Here is a 23,637-nt window from a genome sequence, read left to right as displayed (position 1 = left end):
AAGACAAAAGGAACCCGCCGAAGGCGGAAGCCTTTGATCTCGATCGAGAAGACCTCCGGTCAGGAAGGCGGCTTCCTGGCCTGCTCCGGATGAGCGGCTAGATCAAGATCAACGGCTTCCGCCCCGAGGCGGCGGGTAACTTTTCTTTGCTGGCCCAAAGAAAAGTCACCAAAAGAAAGGGCCGCCCCGACGGAGCACAATCGTGAGCGGTGGGCGTTCCGGGATTTTTCGACACGACATCCTGTCGTGACCGAAAAACGGCGCGCGTCCTTGCGCGCCGCCCTCCGGGTCTGCGCCGGGTACGGGCTGTCCGAGTGCCAGCAAGGTCAAGAGCGACCGATGCTGTTGACCCTGACCTTGACCTTGACCTTCAGCGACTTAGAGCCCGCCGTGCACCGCAGGGGGTGGCGGCCGTAGAGGCGCCCATGTCTGAGCGCAGCGAGTTTGGGCGCCGTGCCGCCGGCCTTGAGGCGCACAGGGGACCGGGGCGGCGCAGCCGTCCCGGCGGGCGTCAGGAGCGAGCGGTTTGGGTTCCTTTTGCCAAGACAAAAGGAACCCGCCGAAGGCGGAAGCCTTTGATCTCGATCGAGAAGACCTCCGGTCAGGAAGGGGGCTTCCTGGCCTGCTCCGGATGGGTGGCCGGATCGCCAAGATCAAGATCAACAGCTTCCGCCACCCAGGCGGCGGGTAACTTTTCTTTGCTGGCCCAAAGAAAAGTCACCAAAAGAAAGGGCCGTCCCGACAAGGCTCAATCGTGAGTGGTGAGCGTCCCAGGATTTTTCGACTCGCCATCCTGGCTCGACCGAAAAACGGCGCGCGTCCTTGCGCGCCGCCCTCCGGGTCTGCGCCGGGTACGGGCTGTCCGAGTGCCAGCAAGGTCAAGAGCGACCGATGCTGTCGGCTGTTGACCTTGACCTTCAGCGACTTAAAGCCCGCCGAGCACCGCAGGGGACGGCGGCCGTAGAGGCGCCCATGTCTGAGCGCAGCGAGTTTGGGCGCCGTGCCGCCGGCCTCGAGGCGCGCAGGGGACCGGGGCGGCGCAGCCGACCCGGCGGGCGTCAGGAGCGAGCGGTTTTGGTTCCTTTTGCCAAGACAAAAGGAACCCGCCGAAGGCGGAAGCCTTTGATCTCGATCGAGAAGACCTCCGGTCAGAAAGGGGGCTTCCTGGCCTGCTCCGGATGAGCGGCTGGATCGCCAAGATCAAGATCAACGGCTTCCGCCACCCAGGGCGGCGGGTAACTTTTCTTTGCTGGCCCAAAGAAAAGTCACCAAAAGAAAGGGCCTCCCCCGACAGGGCTCAATCGTAATCGGTGAGCGTGCTGGGATTTTTCGACACGACATCCTGTCGTGACCGAAAAACGGCGCGCGTCCTTGCGCGCCGCCCTCCGGGTCTGCGGGCGATGCGGGCTGCTCGCTTTCAGGAAGATCAAACGCAGGGCTGTTGACCTTGACCTTCAGCGACTTGAAGCCCGCCGCGCACCGCAGAGGGCGGCGGCCGTAGAGGCGCCCATGTTTGAGCGCAGCGAGTTTGGGCGCCGTGCCGCCGGCCTCGAGGCGCACAGGGGACCGGGGCGGCGCAGCCGTCCCGGCGGGCGTCAGGAGCGGGCGGTTTTGGTTCCTTTTGCCAAGACAAAAGGAACCCGCCGAAGGCGGAAGCCTTTGCTCTGGGTTTCCAGAGTAGGAACGATCGAATCGATATCAGGCTCGCAAGCCAAGCCGCCACGTCCGCCAAGGACCGAGCACCCACCCAATCCACAGTGTGTGGCACGGTTCACCCGCCACACCACGCGCCGGGCGCATACTGTCGCCGAAGGCCAATCAGGGAGAACCGCGATGATCCGTGCGATCGTCCTTGCCGCAACCACCGTGCTGCTGTCCGCATGCGCGACCTCGCACATGCTGGTCGGCCAGCCGCGTCCGCCGATCGACGTTGCCCAGGTGCGCGTCTACCATGCGCCGCCGCCGGGCGGCTTCGAGCAGATCGCGGTGATCGAGACCGCCAGCGGGCCGGTCACCTACGGCGAGCAGAACAAGCTCAATGCGGTGCTCAACAACCTGCGCAAGGAGGCCGCCAAGCTCGGCGCCAACGGCGTGCTGCTGCAGGGCACCGCCGACGGCTACGGCGGCACCAGCGTCGGTGTCGGCACCGGCGTCGGCCGTTATGGCGGGCATTCCTACAGCAGCGGCGGCATCGGGGTCAGCATCTCGCCGCGGACCAAGCACGCGACCGGGATCGCGATCCACGTGCCGAATCCGCCGCCGCCCCGCCCGGCACCGGCACCAACGCCCTGAGCGCATACCGGTTACCGCGTCAGCGGGACAGCCCGCGCGCCGCCGCCGCGATCTCCCCGGCGATGCCGTCGGGGTCGTGGATCCGCGGCGGGTGGGCGCGGGTACGGCGGTATTCGGCGACCACATCGCCGTGGCGCCAGACCTGGGCGACCACGTGCGAGGTGATCCGATACAGGTCGTGCAGCGGCCGGAAGTGGCTGCGCCGGAACGCCGGTCCGCCGGAGCCGGCGTCGTCGGCTCCGATCCCGTAGCGCGATTCCACCGGCACCGAGACCACGCCGACGCCGAGCCGGCGCGCGGCCGAGATCAGGATCTGTGCCTCGAACACGAAGTCCTCGCCGGGCACGTCGTCCAACGCGCATACCGGCGCCGGGTAGTAGCGTTGTCCGCTCTGGCTGTCGGCGATGCGGAAGCCGCAGCCCCAGGCGATGCCCCAGTCGCCGAACTCGTTGGCCAGTCGCCGGTAGCCGGGCTGGCGTGCGCGCTTGCGCAGGCGCGCGCCGATCACGATGTCGCCGGGATGATGGCGGGCGGCGTCGAGCAGGCGCGGTATGTCGGACGCGCAATGCTGACCGTCGCCGTCCATGCTCAGCACGCCCTCGAAGCCGCGCCGCAGCGCTTCGGCGAAGCCATCGCGCAGGCTCGCGCCCTTGCCCATGCGGGTGCTGTGGCGCAGCAGGGTGACCGGCAGATCGGCGATGCACGCGGCGGTGCCGTCGTCGGAGCCGTCGTCGACCACGATCACGTTGGGGCACTCGGCCAGCGCCGCCACGACCACGTCGCGGATGCGCAGGGCCTCGTTGAGCGCCGGGATCACCACGGCGATGCGCTTGGGATCAGGCATCCACCGACTCCATCGCCGCCGCGCCCGGCAGCAACGCGATCGACAACACCCGCCCGGCACCGGCGTCGAGCCTGACCGGGGCCGCCTGGCCGCTTGCCGTGGTGCCGCGGGCCAGCGCGTCGAACAGCGGCAGCATCGGCGCCATCGCATTGCCGGCGGCATGCAGGGCCAGTGGCCCGTCCGCCGGCGAGGGGTCGCCATCGGCCAGGGTGGCCTGCAGCACCGGACCGGTTTCCGGTCCGCCCTCGGACAGCACCAGCGCGCCGCCGAGCAGGCCGACGCTGGGCGCCTGCTCACCGAGCGGGCCCGACGCGCCGGCGTCGTAGGCGACCAGCAAAACGGCCTCCTCGCCGCCGGCCAGCAGCACCAGCGCTTCCAGCAGGCCCTGGGCGAAACTCGCGTCCATCGCGCTGATCGCGGTGGCCGCTTGCATCGCGCCGGTGCCGATCGTCCAGTAGCCGGCGGCGGCGTTGTGGACCGAGTTGTGGAAGCGGGTCGGCGACAGTGAACGCGGCTGGCTGGCCAGGGTGCTGCACATGTAGTCGGTGATGGCGAGGTCGCCATGGGTGGAGACGAACACCGACGGCAGCGTCGCCGGATCGCGCCCGGCCGCGGTGCAGGCGGCCAGGCCCGCCTCCAGCGCCACCGCGACCGTCTGCGGTGCGCGTCGGCGCTCGTTGGCGGCCAGCAGCTGCGGCGAGGGGCGCGTGGCGGTCGCGGGCAGGGCACCGCCGCGGGCGAATGCGCGCGCCAGTTCCCAGGACGGCAGACGGTCGGCCCAGAAGCCGATGCCTTCGATGCGTGCGGCCAGGGTCTTCATCGGCGTGCGAATACCAGCGAGGCGTTGTTGCCGCCGAAGCCGAAGGAGTTGTTCATCGCGTAGCGGATCGGTCGCTGGCTGGCATCGAAGCGGATCTGCGGGCCGCAGGCCGGGTCCGGCATGGTGCTGTTGAGCGTGCCCGGCAGCAACCCGCGTTCCAGTGCGATCAGGGCGAACACCGATTCGACGATGCCGGCCGCGCCCAGGGTATGCCCGGTCCAGCCCTTGGTCGAACTGGCGTGCAGGGTGGCGGGGAACAGCGCCGCCACGGTCGCGGCCTCGACGCTGTCGTTGGCGGGCGTGGCGGTGCCGTGCAGATTCAGATAGTCGAGTTCGCTGGCGTCGATACCGGCGCGGGCCAGCGCGTCGCCCATCGCTAGGCGCGCACCCAGGCCCTCGGGGTGCGGGGCCGACATGTGGTGGGCGTCGCTGGATTCGCCGTAGCCGCACAGGCGCAGTGCGGTGTCGTCGTCGTCGCGTTCCAGCAGCGCGAAGCCGCCGGCCTCACCCAGCGACAGACCGTCGCGGCGGGCGTCGAACGGGCGGCACGGTTCGACGGAGACGAGCTGGAGCGCGTTGAAACCGAACAGCACGCTGCCGCACAGGGTGTCGACGCCGCCGACCAGGGCGGCATCGACCACGCCGGTCTGGATCAGGCGTGCGGCCTGGGCGAACACCTTGGCGCTGGAGGAGCAGGCGGTGGCGACGGTCAGGCATGGCCCGCGTGCGCCGGTCGCCTCCTGCAGGAACCCGCCCAGCGAATGCGGTGTGTGGATCTGCGGGCGGGCGAGGTCGTCGGGAAAGTGCAACGCGCCGTCGGCATCGGGCTGCAGCCGCGCGTAGGCCTCCTCGCTGGCGCCGATGCTCGCGGTCGAGGTGCCGACCACCAGCGCGACGCGCTCGGCGCCATGCCGCCGGATCGCCGCCGCGACCGCGGCGTCGACGCCGTCCTGTTGCAGCGCCAGCCACGCCAGGCGGTTGTTGCGGCATTCCCAGTGCGCAAGCGCCGCCGGCAGCGGCGCCGATTCCAGGCCCTCGACCCGTCCGATCCAGCAGTCCAGCGGCGGCTCGCCGGGGGCGGTGGTCGGAAAGTCGTTGCGGCGCAGTCCGCCGCGGCCGGCGGCCAGCGCCTCGGCCTGGGCGTCGCGTCCGCGCCCTAGCGCGGTGGTGGCGGTATGGCAGCGGATCGCCAGGGGCGCGATGGGGTGGGGCGGACGGTGCAAGGGCAGATACGGCAAACAGGTCAGCCGCGAGTATAGCCAGCATCCCCCGCGGCAAGGCCTGAACGACACGCCTCGTGTCAGCCGCGGCGCGCGCCTATATCCTGAGCGCCCTCCGCTCGCCGCCGCCCAGCCGGGTGCCGGGTCGACGGCGCCTCCTCCCGCGATCCCTCTGCCGATGCCGACTGCGCCACCCCCGGTCAGGAACCCGCCCGCGCCGCCGCGGGACAGCCGTGGCGCCCATCGCCGCAGGCTGCTGGCCGATCCGGACGTGCTGCATGGCCTGGCGGTCGCGGCGGTCGCGATGTTGGCCTCGGGCGGCCTGGTCTACCTCGTCTACCTGGCCCATGTGTGGCGGACGGCGCGGCGGGCACCGGTTTCGGCGCCGGATGGGCGGGTGGTGCTGGTGTTCGGCAAGCACGCGCCCGGCGGACGGCCCGATGCGGACTTCCAGGTCCGCCTGGACCGGGCGATGGCGCTGTGGCGCGAAGGTGCGCGCGAGTTCGTCCTGCTCGGCGGCGGCGCATCCGGCCAGCCCAGCGAAGCGGCACTGGCGCGGGCGGGGCTGCGGGCGCGGGGCATGCCGGCCGATGCGGTCCTGCGCCTGGAGGACCGGTCCCGCGATACCCTGCAGAACCTGCGCAACGCGCGCGCGCTGCTGGATGCGGAGGGCGGCGGCGAGGCCGCCCATCGGGTGGTCCTGCTGAGCAGTCGCTACCACCTGGCGCGGTGCCTGTGGTTCGCGCGCCGGATGGGGTTCGACGCGCGGCCCTGCGCCGCGGAAGCGCATCTGCCTGCCGCGCCGGGCACGGCCTGGCGGCTGGCCGGCGAGGCCGCCTATGTCGCCCTGGTCGACCTGGGCACCCGCTGGGCCCGGCTCATCGGCAGCCGCCGCCTGCTGGCGCGCACGCAGTGAGCGGCGCGCCGGCCGCCATCATTTCTCCGCCTGCGCCGGGATGAAGGTCTCCTCGACGGCCTGGGCCAGCAGGTCCGGCGGCAGCAGGCCCTGATCGAGCAGGAAGTTGTTGAAGGCGAGGCGGTCGAAACGCTCGCCGAGCTCGAGCTCGGTCGCCATCCGCAGTTCCAGGATCCGGGTGTAACCGTAGAAATAGCTGCCGGCCTGGCCGGGGGCGTTGAAGGTGTAGCGGTCCAGCTCCTGCTTGGTCATCGCCTCCGACAGGCCGACCTTGTCGCGCAGCACCCGGCCGGCGCGTTCGCGATCGATCAGGCCCAGGTTCAGCATCGGGTCGAGGATCGCGCGCGCGGCCCGCAACAGGCGGAACTGCAGGGCGATCAGCTGGCCGTCGACCGGCTCGTACGGCACCATCTCGGCCTCGGCGTACAGCGCCCAGCCCTCGACGTTGACCGAGTTGAAGGCGAACATCGTGCGCGCCAGCGACACGCCGCGCTCGACCATCGCGGTGAACTGCAGCTCGTGGCCGGGACGGCCCTCGTGCGCGGACAGCGTCCAGCGCACCGCGTCGAAATTGAAGTCGTCGTAGGACAGGCCCTTGCCGTCGGCGGTCGGCACCGTCACCGGCAACACGAACTGGCCCTGCTGTCCGGTGTTGCCGACCAGCGGCGCGGGCTTGAAGTGCGGCGCCGGCTGGGCCGCGGACTCGGCCTCGGTGCCCAGGCGCATCACCATCGGCCGGTTCGGCACGTCGACGATGGCTTCCTCGCGGATGATCGGGTCGATCGCATCGATCACCGTGCGGTAGCGCGCCTCCAACTGGTCGTTCGGAATCACGTCGCGCTTGAGCGCGGCGATCACCGCCACGTAATCGTTCGGATCGGCGACCTCCAGGCCGCGGACCTCGGCCACCCGCGGCGCCAGTGCCTGCATCGCCGCGCGGGTCTCCATGAACTCCAGCTGCGCGCGCTGGATCAGCACCTTCGGGTCGATGTCGATGCCGACCTGCTTGAGATTGAGCGCGTACAGTTCCGGCGGCAGCACGGTGTCGGTGCGCGCTTCCGGCAGCACGGTGGTGCGGACCCAGTCGGCATAGGCGTCGAGCTGGCGCTCCATCTCGTCCAGCGCCGGGCCGGCGCCGGCGATCTCGTACTTGGCGAACAGCTTGCGGATGCCATCGACATAGGTCCGGCTGTTGCCCAATGCCTGCTCGACCTCCAGCCTGGTCGGCCGCAGCAGGGCCTTGTCGCCGGCGCGCTCGCTGTAGCGCGCGATCGCCTGCTCGGTGATCGGGGTGCTGCCTTCGTTCATCCCGACATAGGCCTTCAACCGCCCCAGCGCGTGCTGGCGGCGCTGCGGCTGCACTTGGTCGGACAGCAGGCTCTGCAGGCCGCTGAACTGCAACTGGGCGACATCGCTCCAGGGCAGGGTCATGGCCTCGTAGACGCGCGAGGATTCGGCGGCCTCGTCGGCGGCCTTGATCAGCAGTTCGAGGTCCTGGCGGACCCGCGGGTCGCGTTCGACCTGCAGCTTGGCCTGCAGTCGCGAACGCGCCTCGGCCATCGCCTTGCGGAAGCGTTCGCCGACCTCGGGGCCGAGGTCGGACACCTTCTCGTCGTAGCCGGGAATGCCCATGTACGAGAAGCCTTCCGGCGAGAAGTCGGCCTGCGCCTCGACCAGGATCTGCGCCAGTTCGTTGCTGCGCGCCACCCAGGCCGGGGCGGACGCCTGCGTGGCGCTGGCGGTGGGGGCGTCCTGGGCCAGCGCCAATGCCGGCGTGGATGCGGCGAGAGCGAGGGCGACGGCGAGTGCGAGCGGCTTGGTCATGTTGGGGTCTCGTTCGGGCTTCGGGTTCGCAGCATCGCCCCGGAGGCGCTCCGGGCCATCGGCCGGAGGTCACGCTGCACTCAGGTGCCCGGCTTCAGGCAACGGGCGAAGAAGTTCTCGGTGATCCGCAACCGGTGCAGCAGGTCGGCGCCCTTCAGGCCGTGCTTGGCGCCGGGGTAGGTCATCAGCTCGAACGGCTGGCCGCGCTTCTGCAGCGCGCTCATCAGCGCGGTGGAGTTGCTGAACAGCACGTTGTCGTCGGCCATGCCGTGGATCAGCAGCAGCGGCGAGGCGTTCTCTCCGACCAGGCCGTCGATGTGCTCGATCACCCGCGCCTGGCGGTAGCCGTCGGGATTGGCGCCGGGCAGGTTCATGTAGCGCTCGGTGTAGTGGGTGTCGTACAGCGCCCAGTCGGTGACCGGCGCGCCGGCGACGCCGCAGGCATAGGCGTCGGACGCCTTGGCCAGCAGCATCAGGGTCATGTAGCCGCCGTTGGACCAGCCATAGACGCCGATGCGATCGCCATCGACCCAGGGCTGGGCCTTCAGCCAGTCCACGCCGGCGAGCTGGTCGTCGACCTCGACCGTGCCCTGGCGGCCGTACAGGGCGCCGCCGAAGTCGGCGCCGCGGCGCGGGGTGCCGCGGTTGTCGATCGAAAACACCACGTAGCCATGCTGGGCCAGGTACTGGTTGAAGTCCGGCGCCCAGGTCTGTTTGACCGTCTGCGCGGCGGGGCCGCCGTAGACGTAGACCACGACCGGGTAGCGCTTGCCGGGGTCGAAGCCGGCCGGCTTGAGCACGCTGTAGTGCAGGGGGGTGGCGCCGTCGGCGGCGCGCAGGGTGCCGTACTCGATCGGCCGGTGCGCGGCGCGGTACGGGGCATAGGGATGCTCGGCATCGGCCAGGTCGTTCTCGACCAGGTCGGCGATGCGGCTGCCGTCGTTGCGGTGCAGGCTCAGCTGCGGCGGCGTGGCCGGGTTCGACCAGTTGTCGACATAGACGCTGGCATTGCCGGCGAAGGTCGCCGAATGCCAGCCGTCGATGTCGGACAGGCGCTCGATCGCGCCGCCGGCCAGCGGCACCCGGTAGACCGCGCTCTGGGTCGGCGAATCCTTGCCCGCGGCGAAGTAGACCAGGCCGGCGTCCTCGTCGACCGCCAGCACGCTGTCGACCGGCCAGTCGCCGGAGGTCAGCGCGGTGGCCGTGCCGTCGGCGTCGATCAGGTACAGGTGCTCGTAGCCGCTGCGTTCGCTCGACCACAGCAGGCGGCCGTCGTCGAGGAAGCGCAGGTTGTCGTGCAGCGGCACCCAGGTCTTCGAGGTCTCGGTGACCAGCACCCGTTCGCGGCCGCTGTTGAGGTCGGCCTCGACCAGCTCCAGGATCTTCTGGTCGCGCGACTGGCGCTGGAAGCTCAGGTGGCGGGCGTCGCGCCAGTCGACCCGGGCGAGGTAGATGTCCTGCTCCGGGCCGAGGTCGATCCAGCGCGCGGCGGTGCCGGCCCTGGGTGCGATCACGCCGAGCTGGATCCGCACGTTGTCGTCGCCGGCGGCCGGATAGCGCTGTTCGACCACTTCGGTGCGGTCCGGGTAGACCTCGTAGCGCTTCTGCACCGGCACCGGCGACTCGTCGATGCGGGCGAAGGCGATCGCCGAATCGTCGGGCGCCCACCAGTAGCCGGTATGGCGCGCCATTTCCTCGTCGGCGACGAATTCGGCGACGCCGTTGCCGATCGCGCCGTCATTGAGCGTGCTGCTGCCGTCGCGGGTCAGCTGCGCGGCCTTGCCGGTGGCCAGCTCGATCACCCACAGGTTGCGCTCGCGGATGAAGCTGACGAAGCCGCCCGCGGGCGAGATCTTCGGATCGGTGGCGAAGCCCTCGCCATGGGTCAGCTGGCGTACCGCGGCCTTGCCCGACTTGCCCAGGTCGTAGAGGTAGAGCTCGCCGCCGAGCGGGAACAGCAACTGACGGCCGTCAGGCGACCACTGGTAGTCGACGATGCCGCTCAGCGCGGCGATGCGCTGGCGCTCGCGGCGCGCCTTTTCCTCGTCGCTGAGCACTTCCTGTCCCGGCGGCAGCACGTCGTCGGCGTCGACCAGGCGCGTGGTCTTGCCGCTGGCGACGTCGTAGGCCCACAGGTCGAGCCGGTTGCGGTCGTCGGGCTTGCCGCGCAGGAAGGTCACCTTAGAGCCGTCCGGCGCGATCTTGGGCTTGGTCAGACTCGGTCCCGACAACGGCGCGTCGCCGGCCAGGGCCTCCAGGCTGAGCCGCTGTCCGGCAGCGGGCGTCAATGCGGAGGCGATGGGCGGAGCGGTGGTCAGGGTCATGGCGAGCAGGCAGCCTGCGAGCGTCTTGTTCATGCGGTCTCGTGTCGGGCTTGGTTATACGGAGGCGGCGATGGCCGTCGCGTGACGGCGGGTGTGATCTTGGCCTTCGTAGGAGCGGCGTGAGCCGCGATCGGGCCTTCCCATGAAAACCCCATCGCGGCTCACGCCGCTCCTACGAGGAACACCCGCTCAGTCGACCTTCGCCGGCGTGCCGAACAGGTTGCGGCGCATCTCTTCGGTCATCTCGCGTTGCACCCGGTGGCGGTCGGCGACCTCGTAGGCGCGCACGGTGCCCGGACGCTCGGCGATCGCCGAGCGCCAGCGGCGCAGGTTCGGGTAGTCGGACAGGTCCATCGGCGCCTTGTCGTAGGGGTCGATCCACGGGTAGCAGGCCATGTCGGCGATGGTGTACTGGGGCCCGGCGATGAAGTCGCGGCCGTCCAGGCGCTTGTCGAGCACGCCGAGCAGGCGCTGGACCTCGCGGGTGTAGCGGTCGATCGCGTAGGGGATCGGCTCCGGGGCGTAGACGTTGAAGTGGCCGTACTGCCCGGTCATCGGCCCCAGCCCGGCCATCTGCCACATCAGCCACTGGTTGACCTCGACTTTCTGGCGCACGTCGGCGCCGAAGAACTTGCCGGTCTTGTTGGCCAGGTAGACCAGGATCGCGCCGGACTCGAACACGGTGATCGGCAGACCGCCGTCGGCCGGGGCGTTGTCGATGATCGCCGGCATCTTGTTGTTCGGCGAGAACGCCAGGAACTCGGGCTTGAACTGGTCGCCGGCGCCGATGTCGACCGGATGCACGGTGTAGTCCAGGCCGGCCTCCTCCAGGAACAGGGTGATCTTGTGGCCGTTGGGCGTGGGCCAGTAGTACAGGTCGATCATGGTGGCTTCCTTTACCGCGGGCGGGGGGAGTGGAGGGCCAGTGTACGGCGCCGACGGCTCGACCGCGCCCTGCCGCCAGGGCCGGCCCGGCCATCGCGCCCGACCGCGCACTTGAGGCTGTCACCGCCGCTGGCTACCCTTCGCCGACTCCATTTGGACCATGACCCGCATGTCCGATTCGCAACCCGCACGCCAGGGCGTGCCGCGCCTGGGCCCGTTGCCGCACCTGATCTTCTCCTCGCGCTGGCTGCAGCTGCCGCTGTACCTGGGCCTGATCGTCGCCCAGGGCGTCTACGTGTTCCTGTTCCTGAAGGAGCTGTGGCACCTGATCCACGACGCCAACGCGCTGACCGAGCAGGGCATCATGCTGATCGTGCTGGGCCTGATCGACGTGGTGATGATCTCCAACCTGCTGGTGATGGTGATCGTCGGCGGCTACGAGACCTTCGTTTCGCGGCTTAACCTGCAGGGCCATCCGGATCAGCCGGAGTGGCTGAGCCACGTCAACGCCAGCGTGCTGAAGGTCAAGCTGGCGATGGCGATCATCGGCATCTCCTCGATCCACCTGCTCAAGACCTTCATCGAGGCCGGTTCGCTGGGCCTGCCGCCGTGCACTCCGGAGCTGGCCGCGGGCGTGCTGTGCTCCAAGGCGACCTCGACCGGGGTGATGTGGCAGACCATCATCCACTGCGTGTTCATCCTGTCGGCGATCGGCATCGCCTACACCGACCGGCTGATGGGCGCGGCGATCAAGCCGCACAAGCCGGCCGCGCCGCACTGACCGCGGCGGCCGTCGCCAGTCCGTTCCGCGGGGCCCGCGCCGTCAGGTGCGGGCCCTGTCGCATCAGCGTGCCGGCACGCCGCCGCTTCGCGCGCCCATGATCCGCGCACGCAGCGCGGCGCCGTCCTCGTCGAAATGCAGGCCGTCGCCGTCGCGGCGAAGGCCCAGCCGGGCATAGCTCGCGGCCAGGTCCGGAAACGTGCGCGCGGCGGCGTAGCGGCGGAACCGCGCCGCGAACACCTGCGCGCCGGCGACGCGATCGAGCGCGGCGATGAAGCCTTCGGCATCGCCGAAGCGTGCGTCGGCCAGGCAGCAGTCGGCATAGTCGGCGAGTACCGCGTCCAGCGATGTCCCGCGTGCGCGCAGGGCCAGGTCGGCCTCCAGCCAGAACGCGGCGCCGGCCCAGTACACCCGCATGGTCTCGCCGCGCCGGGCCCGCGCCAGCGGACCGGCGCCGGTGGCGCGGCGGCCGCGCTCGAAACCGGCGTCGAGCGCGCGCCAGGCCGCCTCGGCCTCCATCATCCCGGCGCGGGCGCGCGCCACGTTCTGGTAGTAGCTGGCCAGGCCTTCGGCCAGCCAGCGTCCCTCGCGGCCGAGATAGGGATGGTAGAGGTGGGCCAGCTCGTGGGCGGCGGTCCAGTCCGCGCGCAGCGCGTCGATGTCGGCATCGCGACGCACGAACAACAGCACCGCGACCCGGCCGTCGCGGCGCGAGGTCTGCCCCCACGGCACCGGGCTGCGGCCACTGCCACGGTCGGTCTCGGTGATGCGGATGCGCGAGTGGGCCAACGGCCAGCGCCCGAAGGTCGCCTCGACCGCGTCGGCGACCCCGGCGATCCAGCCGTACAGTGCATCGGCGCGCGCCGGGTCCGTGTCGACGATCTCAACGCGCACCCGCGCCTCGCCGAAGCGCAGGGTCCGTGCCGACGGTTCCGGCGTCGCCGCGGAAGCGCTGGCGACGGCCAGCAGCAGGGCGGATGCGGCCATCAGGACAAGCGCGGTGGCGGCCCGCGGGCGGGTCGGGGCCGGCGCCGCAGGGGCGATCCGGGCGGAAACGGTCCGGGCGGGGGCCGCGGGAGTGCGCATGCGCGCAGCGTACAATGGCGCGATGGATGTTTCCCACCTGCTCGACGGGCTGAACCCGGCCCAGCGCGAGGCCGTCAGCGCGCCTCCCGGTCACTATCTCGTCCTCGCCGGCGCCGGCTCCGGCAAGACCCGCGTGCTGACCCATCGCATCGCCTGGCTCAATGAAGTGTTCGGGGTGCCGACCCACGGCATCCTCGCGGTGACCTTCACCAACAAGGCCGCCGGCGAGATGCGTGCGCGCGTCGACGACCAGCTCGAGCGCGGCGCGCGCGGCATGTGGATCGGCACCTTCCACGGCCTCGCCCACCGCCTGCTGCGCCTGCACTGGCAGGAAGCGAAGCTGCCGGAAGGCTTCCAGGTGCTGGATTCGGACGACCAGCAGCGCCTGGTCAAGCGCGTCGTGCAGGCGCTGGAGATCGACGATTCGCGTTTCCCGCCGCGGCAGATCGCGTGGTGGATCAACGCCCAGAAGGACGAGGGCCGGCGCCCGCAGCACCTGCAGGGCGGGCAGGACGAGTGGACCGACGTGATGCGCCGGGTCTACGCCGCCTACCAGGAACGCTGCGACCGCGCCGGCCTGGTCGACTTCGCCGAGCTGCTGCTGCGCGCGCACGAGCTGCTGCGCGACAACCCGGCGCTGCTGGCGCACTACCGCCACCGTTTCCGCCAGATCCTGGTCGACGAGTTCCAGGACACCAATGCGATCCAGTACGCGTTCGTGCGGGTGCTGGCCGGCGACGAGGGCCAGGTGTTCGTGGTCGGCGACGACGACCAGTCGATCTACGGCTGGCGCGGGGCCAAGGTCGAGAACATGCAGCGCTTCCTCAAGGACTTCGGCGGCAGCGACGGCAGCGGCGCGCAGACCATCCGCCTGGAGCAGAACTACCGCTCCAGCGCCAACATCCTCGACGCCGCCAACGCGGTGATCGCGCACAACCCCGACCGCCTCGGCAAGAAGCTGTGGACCGACACCGGCCAGGGCGAGCCGATCGACCTGTACGCGGCCTACAACGAGATCGACGAGGCGCGCTTCGTGGTCGAGCGGATCAAGCAGTGGGTGCGCGACGGCGGCAGCCATGGCGAGATCGCCGTGCTCTACCGCAGCAACGCGCAGTCGCGGGTGTTCGAGGAGTCGCTGCTGGCCGAGCAGGTGCCGTACCGGGTGTACGGGGGGCTGCGCTTCTTCGAGCGCGCCGAGATCAGGGACACCCTGGCCTACCTGCGCCTGGTCGCCAATCGCTCCGACGATGCCGCGTTCGAGCGTTCAGTCAACACGCCGGCACGCGGCATCGGCGAGCGCACCCTCGACGAGGTCCGCCGCCGCGCCCGCGCCGATCGCATCCCGCTGTGGGACGCGGCCCAGCGGATCAGCGTCGAGACCGGCCTGGCGGCGCGCGCGCGCAACGCGCTGGCGGGCTTCGTCCAGCTGGTCGATGGCCTCGATCGCGAGCTGGCCGAGATGCCGCTGCCGGAGAAGATCGACCACGTGCTGGCGCGCTCGGGTCTGCGTGAGCACTACGCCAACGAGTCGCGCGGGCAACTGGATTCGCGCACCGAGAACCTCGACGAGCTGGTCTCGGTAGCCTCGCGCTTCAGCCGCAACGACGACGAGGATGTCGAAGCGATGCCCGAGCTGGTCGCCTTCCTCAGCTATGCCTCGCTGGAGGCCGGCGAGGGCCAGGCCCAGGCCGGCGAGGACGGGGTGCAGCTGATGACCCTGCACAGCGCCAAGGGCCTGGAGTTTCCGCTGGTGTTCCTCGGCGGACTGGAGGAGGGCCTGTTCCCCAGCGGCAAGTCGACCGAGGAGCACGGCCGGCTGGAGGAGGAGCGCCGGCTGGCCTACGTGGGCATCACCCGTGCGCGCCAGAAGCTGGTGCTCAGCTATGCCGAGAGCCGCCGCATCCACGGCATGGACATGTACGGGATGCCGTCGCGGTTCCTGCGCGAGATCCCGCCGGCGCTGCTGCACGAGGTGCGGCCGAAGGTGCAGGTGTCGCGGCCGATGGCCGCGGGCGGTGCGCGTCGCAACTCCGGCCATGCCGCGATCGAGTCGCCGTCGATCCCGCTGGGCTCGGCGGTCAGCCACCCCAAGTTCGGCTTCGGCACGGTCACCGACTACGAGGGCAGCGGCGCCCACGCCCGGGTCCAGGTCAACTTCGAGGGCGCCGGCAGCAAGTGGCTGGTGCTGGCCTACGCGAACCTGCAGCCGGCGTGATCGCGTGATCGGTGAGTGAAAACCCCCGGCCGCGAGCGGGATTTTTCAGACTTTTTCGCGATTGGACCCTGTTTTCAGGCTTTTTTTGCCCCTGACCGCTTGGCGAAGCCGCGGGCATGCCCTACATTCCGAGTGCCGGCTCTGCAGGCACACATCAGAAATCCAACGACGACCCATCAGGGGACACGCATGGCCACCAAGAAAACCGCAAAGAAAGCTGCAAAGAAAGCTGCACCGAAGAAGGCCGCCGCCAAGCCGGCCGCGCCGAAGCCGATCAAGGAGGTCCTGAGCAAGTCGGCCCTGGTCGCGCACATCGCCGAGGCCACCGGCGTTGCCGCCAAGGACGTCCGCGCCGTGTTCGCGTCGCTGGAGAATGCCGTGCACGGTTCGATCAGCAAGAAGGGCGCCGGCGCGTTCACCCTGCCGGGCCTGCTGAAGATCACCTCGGTCAAGGTGCCGGCCAAGCCCCGGCGCAAGGGCATCAACCCGTTCACCAAGGAAGAGCAGTGGTTCGCCGCCAAGCCGGCTTCGGTCAAGGTGAAGGTGCGTCCGCTGAAGAAGCTCAAGGACGCCGCGCTGTAAGGTGTCCCGCGATGCCGCCGGCGATGCCGGCGGCCGCATGAAAAATGCCGGCGCATCGCGTCGGCATTTTTTGTGGGCACGCGCCTCATCGGCACGCTCCCCGACGGCGCATCGCGGCGGGTTTCAGGCGATGCGCTTCAATCCCACTCGAACAGCTTCCACAGCACCGGCGAGACCGGTGCGCCGTCGTCCGGCCGGCCGTCGCCGTCGCGGTCCTGCAGGTAGTAGACCGGGCCGCGCGCCGGGGTCACCTTGACCACCTGCAGGCGGCCGTTGACGCGGTATTCCTCGATGACGTCGCCGTTGGGTTGTTCGCTGCGGATCACCTGCGGGTCGACCAGGCCGGCGGTCGGGTCGGCGGCGGCGGGGCCGAGGCTGGCGCAGGCGGTCATCGACAGGGCGAGAAGCAGGGGCAGGGCGGGGCGCATGGCGGGCTCCAGGTGCATTGCTGGGTTTCGGGCGGGACGGTCGCGCACGGTTCGCGGCTGCGTCCAGCATACGCCGCCCGCCGCGCAGGCGAAGTGACGCACTCGCCCGTCGCCGCCACGGCCGCAGCGTAGAATCGACGCCATGAACGATACCGCCCGCCGCCTGGTCCTGATCGACGGATCGAGCTACCTCTACCGAGCCTTCCACGCCCTGCCGCCGCTGAGCAACGACGACGGCGAGCCGACCGGCGCCCTGTTCGGCGTGGTCAACATGCTGCGCGCGACGCTGAAGGAGAAACCCGACTACGTCGCCTTCGTCGTCGACGCGCCCGGCAAGACCTTCCGCGACGAGCTGTACCCCGAGTACAAGGCCAACCGGCCGCCGATGCCGGACGAGCTGCGCGCCCAGGTGCAGCCGATGTGCGAGATCGTCGAGGCGCTGGGCATGCCGATCCTGCGGGTGCCGGGGGTGGAGGCCGACGACGTGATCGGCACCCTCGCGGTGCAGGCCGCCGGCGACGGCATCGACGTGACCATCTCCACCAGCGACAAGGACTTCGCCCAGCTGGTGCGTCCGAACGGCGACGGCGACGGCGGCGGCATCGCCCTGGTCAACACCATGAGCGGCAGCCGGATGGACTCCGAGCAGGCGGTGATCGACAAGTTCGGGGTCCGCCCCGGCCAGATCGTCGACTACCTCGCGCTGATGGGCGATACGGTCGACAACGTGCCCGGCGTGCACAAGTGCGGCCCCAAGACCGCGGCCAAATGGCTGGCCGAGTACGACAGCCTCGATGGCGTGATCGCGCATGCCGGCGCGATCAAGGGCAAGATCGGCGACAACCTGCGCGAGGCGCTCGACCGCCTGCCGCTGAACCGCACCCTGGTCACGATCAGGACCGACGTCGAGCTGGAGCAGGGTCCGGCCGCGCTGGCGTTGCGCGAGGCCCACAACGACGCCCTGCGCGCGCTGTACACCCGCTACGGTTTCAAGCAGGCGCTGAAGGAGATCGGCGGGACCGGTCCGGAGCAGGACGGTGCGCAGCAGGCGCGCGCCGAGCAGGCCGGCATGCGCAATACCGCGGCCGGCTACGCCAGGACGACCGCCGCCGACGACGCCGAGCTCGATCCCGCCCTCGCCGCCGCCGGCAGCTACGACTGCGTGACCACGCAGGCGCAGCTGGACGACTGGATCGGGCGGCTGCGGGCCGCGGAGGAATTCGCGTTCGACTGCGAGACCGACTCGCTCGACCCGATGCGCGCCAACCTGGTCGGCCTGAGTTTCTCCACCGAGCCCGGCGCGGCCTGCTACATCCCGCTGGCGCACGACTACCCCGGCGCGCCGGCGCAGCTGGACCGCGACGCGGTGCTCGATGCGCTGCGGCCGCTGCTGTCCGATCCGCAGCGGCGCAAGCTCGGCCAGCACGGCAAGTACGACCTGCACGTGCTGCGCCGCCACGGCGTGGAGGTGCGCGGCTACGCCGACGACACCATGCTGGAGAGCTTCGTCTACAACGCCACCGCGAGCCGCCACGACATGGACTCGCTGGCCAAGCGTTATCTGGGCTACGACACCGTCAAGTACGCCGACGTCGCCGGCAAGGGCGCCAAGGCGATTCCGTTCTCGCAGGTCGCGCTCGACGACGCCACCGGCTATGCGGCCGAGGATGCCGACGTCACCCTGCGCCTGCACCGCGTGCTGGCGCCGAAGCTGGCCGCGGTGGACGGCCTGGAGCGGGTCTACCGCGACATCGAGATGCCGCTGGTGAAGGTGCTGGAGCGGATCGAGGCCAACGGGGTGATGGTCGACGGCGACGAGTTGCGCCGGCAGTCGGCCAAGCTGGGCCGGCGCATGCTTGCCGCGCAGCAGAAGGCGACCGAACTGGCCGGGCGCAGCTTCAACCTCGACTCGCCCAAGCAGCTGGGGGCGCTGCTGTTCGACGAGCTCAAACTGCCGGCGCTGGTGAAGACGCCCAAGGGCCAGCCCAGCACCAACGAGGAGGCGCTGGAGGCGATCGCCGACCAGCACGAGCTGCCGCGGGTGATCCTGGAGTACCGCGGCCTGGCCAAGCTGCGCAGCACCTATACCGACAAGCTGCCGGAGATGGTCAATCCGGACACCGGCCGCGTCCACACCAGCTACCACCAGGCCGGTGCCGCCACCGGACGGTTGGCGTCCAGCGATCCGAACCTGCAGAACATCCCGATCCGCACCGAGGACGGCCGCCGCATCCGCACCGCGTTCGTGGCCCCGCCGGGGCGCAAGATCGTCGCCTGCGACTACTCGCAGATCGAGCTGCGGATCATGGCCCACCTGTCCGGCGACGAGGGCTTGGTCAACGCCTTCGCCTCCGGCGCCGACATCCACCGCGCGACCGCCGCGGAGGTGTTCGGCAAGACCATCGACGCCGTCGACGGCAACGAACGGCGCGCGGCCAAGGCGATCAACTTCGGGCTGATGTACGGCATGAGCGCGTTCGGCCTGGCCAAGCAGCTGGGCGTGTCGCGCGGCGAGGCGCAGGATTACATCGCGCTGTATTTCAGCCGCTACCCGGGCGTACGCGACTTCATGGAGCGCACCCGCGAGCAGGCGCGCGAGCAGGGCTATGTCGAGACCGTGTTCGGCCGCCGCCTGTACCTGGAGCAGATCCACGCGCGCAACCAGGGCCTGCGGGCCGGTGCCGAGCGCGCGGCGATCAATGCGCCGATGCAGGGCACCGCCGCCGACATCATCAAGCGGGCGATGATCGACGTCGACGCCTGGCTGTCCGGGCAGGCCGACGGCAAGGGCGCGGCGCCGGCGCTGATGGTCCTGCAGGTCCACGACGAACTGGTGTTCGAGGTCGAGGCCAACTTTGTTGAAACGTTGGTTGCGGAGGTTTCCGGCCGCATGTCGGCGGCGGCCGAATTGCGGGTACCGCTGGTCGTGGATTGCGGAATTGGCGACAACTGGGAAGAAGCCCATTGATGTGCCGAATTTGTCCGCACGTTCAGCGGATTTATTTCGGTGAATCGCCCCTGAATCCAACAAATTATTAACCCCGATCTTCACGAACCATCAATGCGGAAAGTGGTCATATAGTTCGCGACAGGTGCAACGCCTGTCGCTGATCTCTCCCCTCCCCTGGAGTGATCCCCCGGAACGGTGCACCCCTCCCCAGGTCCCGTTCCACCCAGCCCCGCCGGCCCCCCCTGCCCGCGGGGCTTTTTATTGCCCGTTTTCTGGCCGGTGCCATCCGACCGGCTTTCCGGTCTGTCCGTTGTGGGCGCCCTCGTGTCCGGGGCCCCCATGGGCCCGCTCGCGCCTTGCGGGGGCTGTTCCGACTCTCATGGCGCCCGCACGGGGGGCGGCTCGCCGTTCCGGCGCGGTCTGCGGGGTCGCGCCAGGGTGGACGACGCCCGGCTGCGAACGGCGTGTGAAGGCGCCGGCGCGGGAGGCTGGCGCAGCGGGGCACCGGGGGGACGCGCTGGGGCAGGGCCCGGCCGCGGACGATGACCAGTGCGCTCACAGGGGTGACGTAGGCTGGCGGCGCGGATCGCTGGAGGTGAGGCAAGGGAATCGCTTCACGCAGGATCGCCTTTGCTGTCCATTGCGCGATCCGTGCTCGACGGGGCCGTTCGGCCCGCATCGTCATTCAACCCATGGACAAGGAACGTACTATGCGACTTCATATCACTCCGCTCGCCGTCGCTGTCGGCGCCTCGCTGATCTGCGCCGCTTTGCCCGCGTTCGCCGGCGAGTTCCGCACCACCGACAACCCGATCCGCGGCCAGTACATCGTGGTGCTCAAACCGCAGGCGGCGAGCCTGGCGGGAGAATCCAACCGCGCCGAGCCGGTCGCGGTGGCGGCGAGGGCGATCGCCTCGCAGCATCGCGCCAGTCTGGTGCGCAGCTACGACCGCGTGCTGCGCGGTTTCGTGGTCAAGGCCAACGACAACGCGCTCGCCGCGCTGCTGGCCGATCCGCGGGTGGCCTATGTCGAAGAGGACGGCATCGCCACGCTCGACACCATCCAGACCGGCGCGACCTGGGGCATCGATCGCATCGACCGGCGACTGCTGCCGCTGGACACGCTCTACACCTACGACACCACCGGGGCCGGCGTTCACGCCTACATCATCGATTCCGGCCTCAATGTCAGCCACAACGAGTTCACCGGACGGGTCGGGCTGGGTGCGGATTTCGTCGGCGGCGGCGTCAACGACTGCAACGGGCATGGAACGCACGTTGCCGGCACCCTCGGCGGCACCACCTACGGCGTTGCCAAACAGGTCACCCTGCACCCGGTGCGGGTGTTCCCCTGCGCCGGCGGTTCGCCCTGGTCGACGATCATCGCCGGCGTCAACTGGGTCGCAGCCAACCACATCAGCCCGGCGGTGGTGAACATGAGCCTGGGCGGCGGCGGCAACAGCTCGGTCGACACCGCGGTGGCCAACCTGCACAACATCAACGGCATCACCGTGGTCGTCGCGGCCGGCAACAGCAACGCCAATGCCTGCGGCTTCTCGCCGGCGCGCGAGCCGGTGGCGATCACGGTCGGCTCGGTCGACAACACCGACACCCGCTCCTGGTTCTCGAACTACGGCAGCTGCCTGGACCTGTTCGCGCCCGGCAGCGCGATCACCTCGGCCTGGATCGGCAGCAACACCGCCACCAACACCATCAACGGCACCTCGATGGCGGCGCCGCACGTGGCCGGCGCGGCCGCGCGTTACCTGCAGACCTATCCGGCGGCGTCGCCGACAGCGGTCTGGAACGCGGTCTACTACGCCGCCAACATCTTCGGCGTGACCCCGTCCTGGCCGGGCGTGGGCAACCTCGGCGCCGGTTCGCCGAACGTGATGCTGCACTACGGCTCGCTCAACGACGGCTACAACGACGGCGATCCCCATATCAGGACCGTCAACGGGCTGTACTACGACTTCCAGACCGGCGGCGAGTTCGTCGCGCTGCGCGGGCAGGGGATGGAGATCCAGACCCGGCAGCGGCCGGTCGACAGCCTGCCCTGGGTCAGCGTCAACACCGCCGTCGCCACCCGGGTCGGCAACCACCGGGTGACCTGGCAGCCCGGCACCGGGGTGGTGCCCGATCCGGCCGGCCTGCAGTTGCGGGTGGACGGCGTGGTCACCACGATTCCGGCCGGTGGCATCGACCTGGGTCCCGGCGCCAAGGTGACGGCGCTGGGCGGCAACGGCATCAGCATCCACTTCCCGGACGGGACCCGGATGACCGCCACCGCAAACTGGTGGGGCAACCAGAACCAGTGGTACATGAATGTCCGCGCCTACGACACCATGGCGACGGACGGCATCATGGGCGTGCTCGAGCAGGGCGAGTGGCTGGAGCCGGACTTCTCGGACAAATGGCGCGTGGACAGGAAGACCAGCCTGTTCGACTACGCCCAGGACGTCGATCCGGGCAAGTTCGTCCGCGAGCCGTTCCCGCGCGAGAAGATCCCGCCGATGAATCCGGGCAACGTGGAACTGGCCAAGCAGGTCTGCGCCCGCATCAAGGACGACAAGCTGCACAAGGACTGCCTGTTCGACGTCGGCACCACCGGCGACCCGGTCTTCGTCGAGGGCGCGGCCAACGAAGCGGCGCTTGAGGAGGAGACGGGCGCCCGCTGAGGCCGGCGATGCGGGTCGGCGTCCGTCCGTCGCGGCGGACGCCGGCCCGGGCATCGTCGTCCCTCGGGCGAGGAGGCGGCCGCCGTCGCGATGGCGGCCGCCTTGCGCCCGTCGGCGGCCCGGCCCGGCATGCGGGCACGAAAAAGCCCGGCCTGAGCCGGGCTTGTCGCCGAGCGCGGTGACTCAGAAGCTGGCGCGGACGCCGATCTTGAAGTGGCTGACGTCCTCGAGCAGCTCGACCTCGCCGACCAGGCCCCAGGTCGGGTTGAAGCGGTACTGGCCGCCAAAGGTGCCGACGAAGTCGCCGTCGAAATCGCCGCCGTCGACGTAGCCGGCCTTGATCCAGCCCTCGATCTGTTCGGTACCGGCGCGCACGCCGATCGCCGCGCGGCCGCCGTTGAAGTCGTCGCTGGCCGAGCCGTAGCCGCGCAGGTCGGCGTCGACCTCGAGCCGCTGGTAGGCCAGCTCGGCGATGAAGTCCAGGCGCTCGCCCAGCGCGGTGTGGTAGCCGATGCCCAGTTCGGCCTGGGTGAGGTCGATGTCGACCCGGTAGCGGTCGTAGGCGTCGCTGAAGCGGTAGTCGTCGCTGACCCTGGAGTAGCTGCCGAACAGGTTGAACGAGGGGCTGACCGCGATCGAGCCGCGCAGGTAGCCGCCGTTGCCGGCCGGGTCGTCGAGGTCGCGCTCGTCGATGTTGGCGCGGGCGTAGCCGCCTTCGGCATAGGTGTAGCTGAGGTCCTCTGCAGACACGGCGAACGGCGCCGCCGCGAGCATCGCGGCCAGCACAATGGTGCTCTTCATGAAATCCCTGATCCCTTGGTAAGACTGTTGTGGAATGTCCTTGCCGCTGCGCGGCGCCGCGGACGATAGCCGAGCGTGACCGGTGCGGCAATCGTTTTGTGATCAGGGTCGGTGCCGCGCGGGCAAAAAAAAGCCCGGCCACGAGGGCCGGGCTACATCGCGATGTTTCGGGGGAGAGAGAGATTCAGCGCGATGGGGTGGGTCGGAACGCGATCAGAAGCTGACGCGCGGGCCGACGAACCACTGGGTGTCACCGTCGACGAACTTGACGTCGCCGTTGATGCCCCAGGTCTGGTTGAACTTCACCAGCGCGCCGAGGCGGCCGTAGAACTCGCCGTCGATGTTCTGACCGGCGATCTTGTCGTAGTCCTCGTAGCCGGCCAGGGCGTAGCCCTCGAAGTTCGGGGTGAACGCACCGCGGACACCGGCCTCGACGCTCCAGCCGTCGGCGTCCAGGTCGCCGCCGAAATCGATCTTCTCGTAGGCGATGCGGGTCAGCAGGTCGACGTTCGGGTTGATCTCGTGGTTGTAGCCCACGCCCAGGCGCCACTGGTCGAAGTCGAGGTTGGTGTCGTCGATGTCCTGATTGGTGTAGTTGCCGAAGATGTGGAAGTTCGGCGCGATCGCGCCGGAACCGCCGATCGCCCAACCGTCGGCGTCGCCGCCGTCGGTGTTGGTGGCGGCGTAGCCGCCCTCGACGTAGTTGTAGGACACGCCCTCGGCCGCGGAGGCGGCGAACGGGAGCGCGGCGATCAGGGACAGGGCGGCAAGCTTGGAAATAGCGAAGCGCTTCATGGGGACTTAGCCTCTTGTTTGTCTTGGTATCGGGCCGGGGCGCGGTTTTCTTGACGGCCGTCGCATCCGGTGACGGCCAGTATCCGTAGCGATCCCCAATTGCGGCTTAATAGTGAACGGATAGGTTCAGGAACTATTGCGCCGGGCCGTGGTCGTTGCGGGGCGGTCGCCGGGCGTGGCTCCGCGGGCCGGAGAC

17 protein-coding genes are annotated in these 23,637 nt (G+C 69.8%); 7 read left to right on the top strand and 10 right to left on the bottom strand.

Annotated elements, in window-relative coordinates:
- The first annotated feature begins 1,833 nt into the window (after positions 1-1,833).
- Positions 1,834-2,292 carry a hypothetical protein gene (locus C9I47_RS16920; RefSeq protein WP_111267798.1) on the top strand — a complete coding sequence of 153 codons (459 nt, stop codon included), beginning with the start codon at positions 1,834-1,836 and terminating at the stop codon, positions 2,290-2,292.
- Between the two features lie 19 nt (positions 2,293-2,311).
- Here C9I47_RS16920 and C9I47_RS16915 read toward each other — a convergent pair whose 3' ends face one another.
- From C9I47_RS16915 to C9I47_RS16905, 3 genes are read right to left on the bottom strand one after another with little or no spacing between them, the layout of a single operon-like run.
- On the bottom strand, positions 2,312-3,136 hold the full coding sequence (locus C9I47_RS16915; protein ID WP_111267797.1) for a glycosyltransferase family 2 protein: 825 nt from the start codon (positions 3,134-3,136) through the stop codon (positions 2,312-2,314).
- A complete protein-coding gene (locus C9I47_RS16910; protein WP_111267796.1) occupies positions 3,129-3,956 on the bottom strand; it encodes a beta-ketoacyl synthase chain length factor in 828 nt (275 codons plus the stop codon). The genes C9I47_RS16915 and C9I47_RS16910 overlap by 8 nt, the downstream gene beginning before the upstream one ends.
- Complete coding sequence (locus C9I47_RS16905; RefSeq protein ID WP_111268219.1) at positions 3,953-5,158, bottom strand: beta-ketoacyl-[acyl-carrier-protein] synthase family protein; 1,206 nt, start codon at positions 5,156-5,158, stop codon at positions 3,953-3,955. The genes C9I47_RS16910 and C9I47_RS16905 overlap by 4 nt, the downstream gene beginning before the upstream one ends.
- A gap of 196 nt (positions 5,159-5,354) precedes the next feature.
- Here C9I47_RS16905 and C9I47_RS16900 point away from each other — a divergent pair, with 196 nt between their 5' ends.
- The gene (locus C9I47_RS16900; RefSeq protein WP_111267795.1) at positions 5,355-6,092 is read left to right on the top strand and encodes a YdcF family protein; all 738 of its coding nucleotides are present in this window, start codon (positions 5,355-5,357) and stop codon (positions 6,090-6,092) included.
- An 18-nt stretch (positions 6,093-6,110) separates the two neighbouring features.
- On the opposite strand, the gene C9I47_RS16895 is transcribed toward C9I47_RS16900, so the two are convergent.
- The 3 genes from C9I47_RS16895 to C9I47_RS16885 form a co-directional block, all read right to left on the bottom strand.
- Positions 6,111-7,916 carry a DUF885 domain-containing protein gene (locus C9I47_RS16895; RefSeq protein ID WP_111267794.1) on the bottom strand — a complete coding sequence of 602 codons (1,806 nt, stop codon included), beginning with the start codon at positions 7,914-7,916 and terminating at the stop codon, positions 6,111-6,113.
- An 80-nt stretch (positions 7,917-7,996) separates the two neighbouring features.
- The gene (locus C9I47_RS16890) at positions 7,997-10,240 is read right to left on the bottom strand and encodes a S9 family peptidase (protein WP_111268218.1); all 2,244 of its coding nucleotides are present in this window, start codon (positions 10,238-10,240) and stop codon (positions 7,997-7,999) included.
- Positions 10,241-10,429: 189 nt separating this feature from the next.
- Positions 10,430-11,125 carry a glutathione S-transferase C-terminal domain-containing protein gene (locus tag C9I47_RS16885; protein ID WP_111267793.1) on the bottom strand — a complete coding sequence of 232 codons (696 nt, stop codon included), beginning with the start codon at positions 11,123-11,125 and terminating at the stop codon, positions 10,430-10,432.
- Positions 11,126-11,294: 169 nt separating this feature from the next.
- On the opposite strand from C9I47_RS16885, the gene C9I47_RS16880 reads away from it, so the two are divergent.
- Positions 11,295-11,906 carry a TIGR00645 family protein gene (locus C9I47_RS16880; RefSeq protein WP_111268217.1) on the top strand — a complete coding sequence of 204 codons (612 nt, stop codon included), beginning with the start codon at positions 11,295-11,297 and terminating at the stop codon, positions 11,904-11,906.
- Positions 11,907-11,969: 63 nt separating this feature from the next.
- Here C9I47_RS16880 and C9I47_RS16875 read toward each other — a convergent pair whose 3' ends face one another.
- Positions 11,970-12,893, bottom strand: coding sequence for a M61 family metallopeptidase (locus C9I47_RS16875; RefSeq protein ID WP_145985553.1), 924 nt, complete (start codon positions 12,891-12,893; stop codon positions 11,970-11,972).
- A gap of 121 nt (positions 12,894-13,014) precedes the next feature.
- Between C9I47_RS16875 and uvrD the strand changes: the two genes are divergently transcribed.
- Positions 13,015-15,207 (top strand): DNA helicase II, encoded by a 2,193-nt coding sequence (gene uvrD / locus C9I47_RS16870; RefSeq protein ID WP_111267791.1) that lies wholly within the window; start codon positions 13,015-13,017, stop codon positions 15,205-15,207.
- 189 nt (positions 15,208-15,396) lie between these two features.
- Positions 15,397-15,789 carry an HU family DNA-binding protein gene (locus C9I47_RS16865; protein WP_111267790.1) on the top strand — a complete coding sequence of 131 codons (393 nt, stop codon included), beginning with the start codon at positions 15,397-15,399 and terminating at the stop codon, positions 15,787-15,789.
- Between the two features lie 137 nt (positions 15,790-15,926).
- Here the strand turns inward: C9I47_RS16865 and C9I47_RS16860 are convergent, their stop codons facing one another.
- Entirely contained in the window at positions 15,927-16,217 is a 291-nt protein-coding gene (locus C9I47_RS16860; RefSeq protein WP_111268216.1) for a DUF2782 domain-containing protein, read from the bottom strand.
- Between the two features lie 142 nt (positions 16,218-16,359).
- Here C9I47_RS16860 and polA point away from each other — a divergent pair, with 142 nt between their 5' ends.
- Together polA and C9I47_RS16850 are read left to right on the top strand one after the other, a co-directional pair.
- Positions 16,360-19,185 (top strand): DNA polymerase I, encoded by a 2,826-nt coding sequence (gene polA, locus C9I47_RS16855; protein WP_111267789.1) that lies wholly within the window; start codon positions 16,360-16,362, stop codon positions 19,183-19,185.
- A 692-nt stretch (positions 19,186-19,877) separates the two neighbouring features.
- Positions 19,878-21,845 (top strand): S8 family peptidase, encoded by a 1,968-nt coding sequence (locus tag C9I47_RS16850; RefSeq protein ID WP_223250199.1) that lies wholly within the window; start codon positions 19,878-19,880, stop codon positions 21,843-21,845.
- A 183-nt stretch (positions 21,846-22,028) separates the two neighbouring features.
- On the opposite strand, the gene C9I47_RS16845 is transcribed toward C9I47_RS16850, so the two are convergent.
- A complete protein-coding gene (locus C9I47_RS16845) occupies positions 22,029-22,646 on the bottom strand; it encodes an outer membrane beta-barrel protein (RefSeq protein WP_111267787.1) in 618 nt (205 codons plus the stop codon).
- A gap of 213 nt (positions 22,647-22,859) precedes the next feature.
- The gene (locus tag C9I47_RS16840; protein WP_111267786.1) at positions 22,860-23,441 is read right to left on the bottom strand and encodes an OmpO family porin; all 582 of its coding nucleotides are present in this window, start codon (positions 23,439-23,441) and stop codon (positions 22,860-22,862) included.
- Positions 23,442-23,637 lie beyond the last annotated feature (196 nt).

This window comes from Marilutibacter maris, from assembly GCF_003233695.1.
Taxonomy (GTDB): domain Bacteria; phylum Pseudomonadota; class Gammaproteobacteria; order Xanthomonadales; family Xanthomonadaceae; genus Marilutibacter; species Marilutibacter maris.
This window is presented reverse-complemented; position numbering and strand designations above follow the sequence as displayed.

Bases quoted from the DNA above. Each gene is read 5' to 3' on its own strand.
- C9I47_RS16900 (WP_111267795.1), top strand. From the start codon at position 5,355: ATGCCGACTGCGCCACCCCCGGTCAGGAACCCGCCCGCGCCGCCGCGG.
- polA (WP_111267789.1), top strand. From the start codon at position 16,360: ATGAACGATACCGCCCGCCGCCTGGTCCTGATCGACGGATCGAGCTAC.
- C9I47_RS16915 (WP_111267797.1), bottom strand. From the start codon at position 3,136: ATGCCTGATCCCAAGCGCATCGCCGTGGTGATCCCGGCGCTCAACGAG.
- C9I47_RS16865 (WP_111267790.1), top strand. From the start codon at position 15,397: ATGGCCACCAAGAAAACCGCAAAGAAAGCTGCAAAGAAAGCTGCACCG.
- C9I47_RS16840 (WP_111267786.1), bottom strand. From the start codon at position 23,441: ATGAAGCGCTTCGCTATTTCCAAGCTTGCCGCCCTGTCCCTGATCGCC.
- C9I47_RS16885 (WP_111267793.1), bottom strand. From the start codon at position 11,125: ATGATCGACCTGTACTACTGGCCCACGCCCAACGGCCACAAGATCACC.
- C9I47_RS16880 (WP_111268217.1), top strand. From the start codon at position 11,295: ATGTCCGATTCGCAACCCGCACGCCAGGGCGTGCCGCGCCTGGGCCCG.
- C9I47_RS16895 (WP_111267794.1), bottom strand. From the start codon at position 7,916: ATGACCAAGCCGCTCGCACTCGCCGTCGCCCTCGCTCTCGCCGCATCC.
- C9I47_RS16860 (WP_111268216.1), bottom strand. From the start codon at position 16,217: ATGCGCCCCGCCCTGCCCCTGCTTCTCGCCCTGTCGATGACCGCCTGC.
- uvrD (WP_111267791.1), top strand. From the start codon at position 13,015: ATGGATGTTTCCCACCTGCTCGACGGGCTGAACCCGGCCCAGCGCGAG.
- C9I47_RS16875 (WP_145985553.1), bottom strand. From the start codon at position 12,893: ATGGCCGCATCCGCCCTGCTGCTGGCCGTCGCCAGCGCTTCCGCGGCG.
- C9I47_RS16920 (WP_111267798.1), top strand. From the start codon at position 1,834: ATGATCCGTGCGATCGTCCTTGCCGCAACCACCGTGCTGCTGTCCGCA.
- C9I47_RS16850 (WP_223250199.1), top strand. From the start codon at position 19,878: ATGCGACTTCATATCACTCCGCTCGCCGTCGCTGTCGGCGCCTCGCTG.
- C9I47_RS16845 (WP_111267787.1), bottom strand. From the start codon at position 22,646: ATGAAGAGCACCATTGTGCTGGCCGCGATGCTCGCGGCGGCGCCGTTC.
- C9I47_RS16910 (WP_111267796.1), bottom strand. From the start codon at position 3,956: ATGAAGACCCTGGCCGCACGCATCGAAGGCATCGGCTTCTGGGCCGAC.
- C9I47_RS16890 (WP_111268218.1), bottom strand. From the start codon at position 10,240: ATGACCCTGACCACCGCTCCGCCCATCGCCTCCGCATTGACGCCCGCT.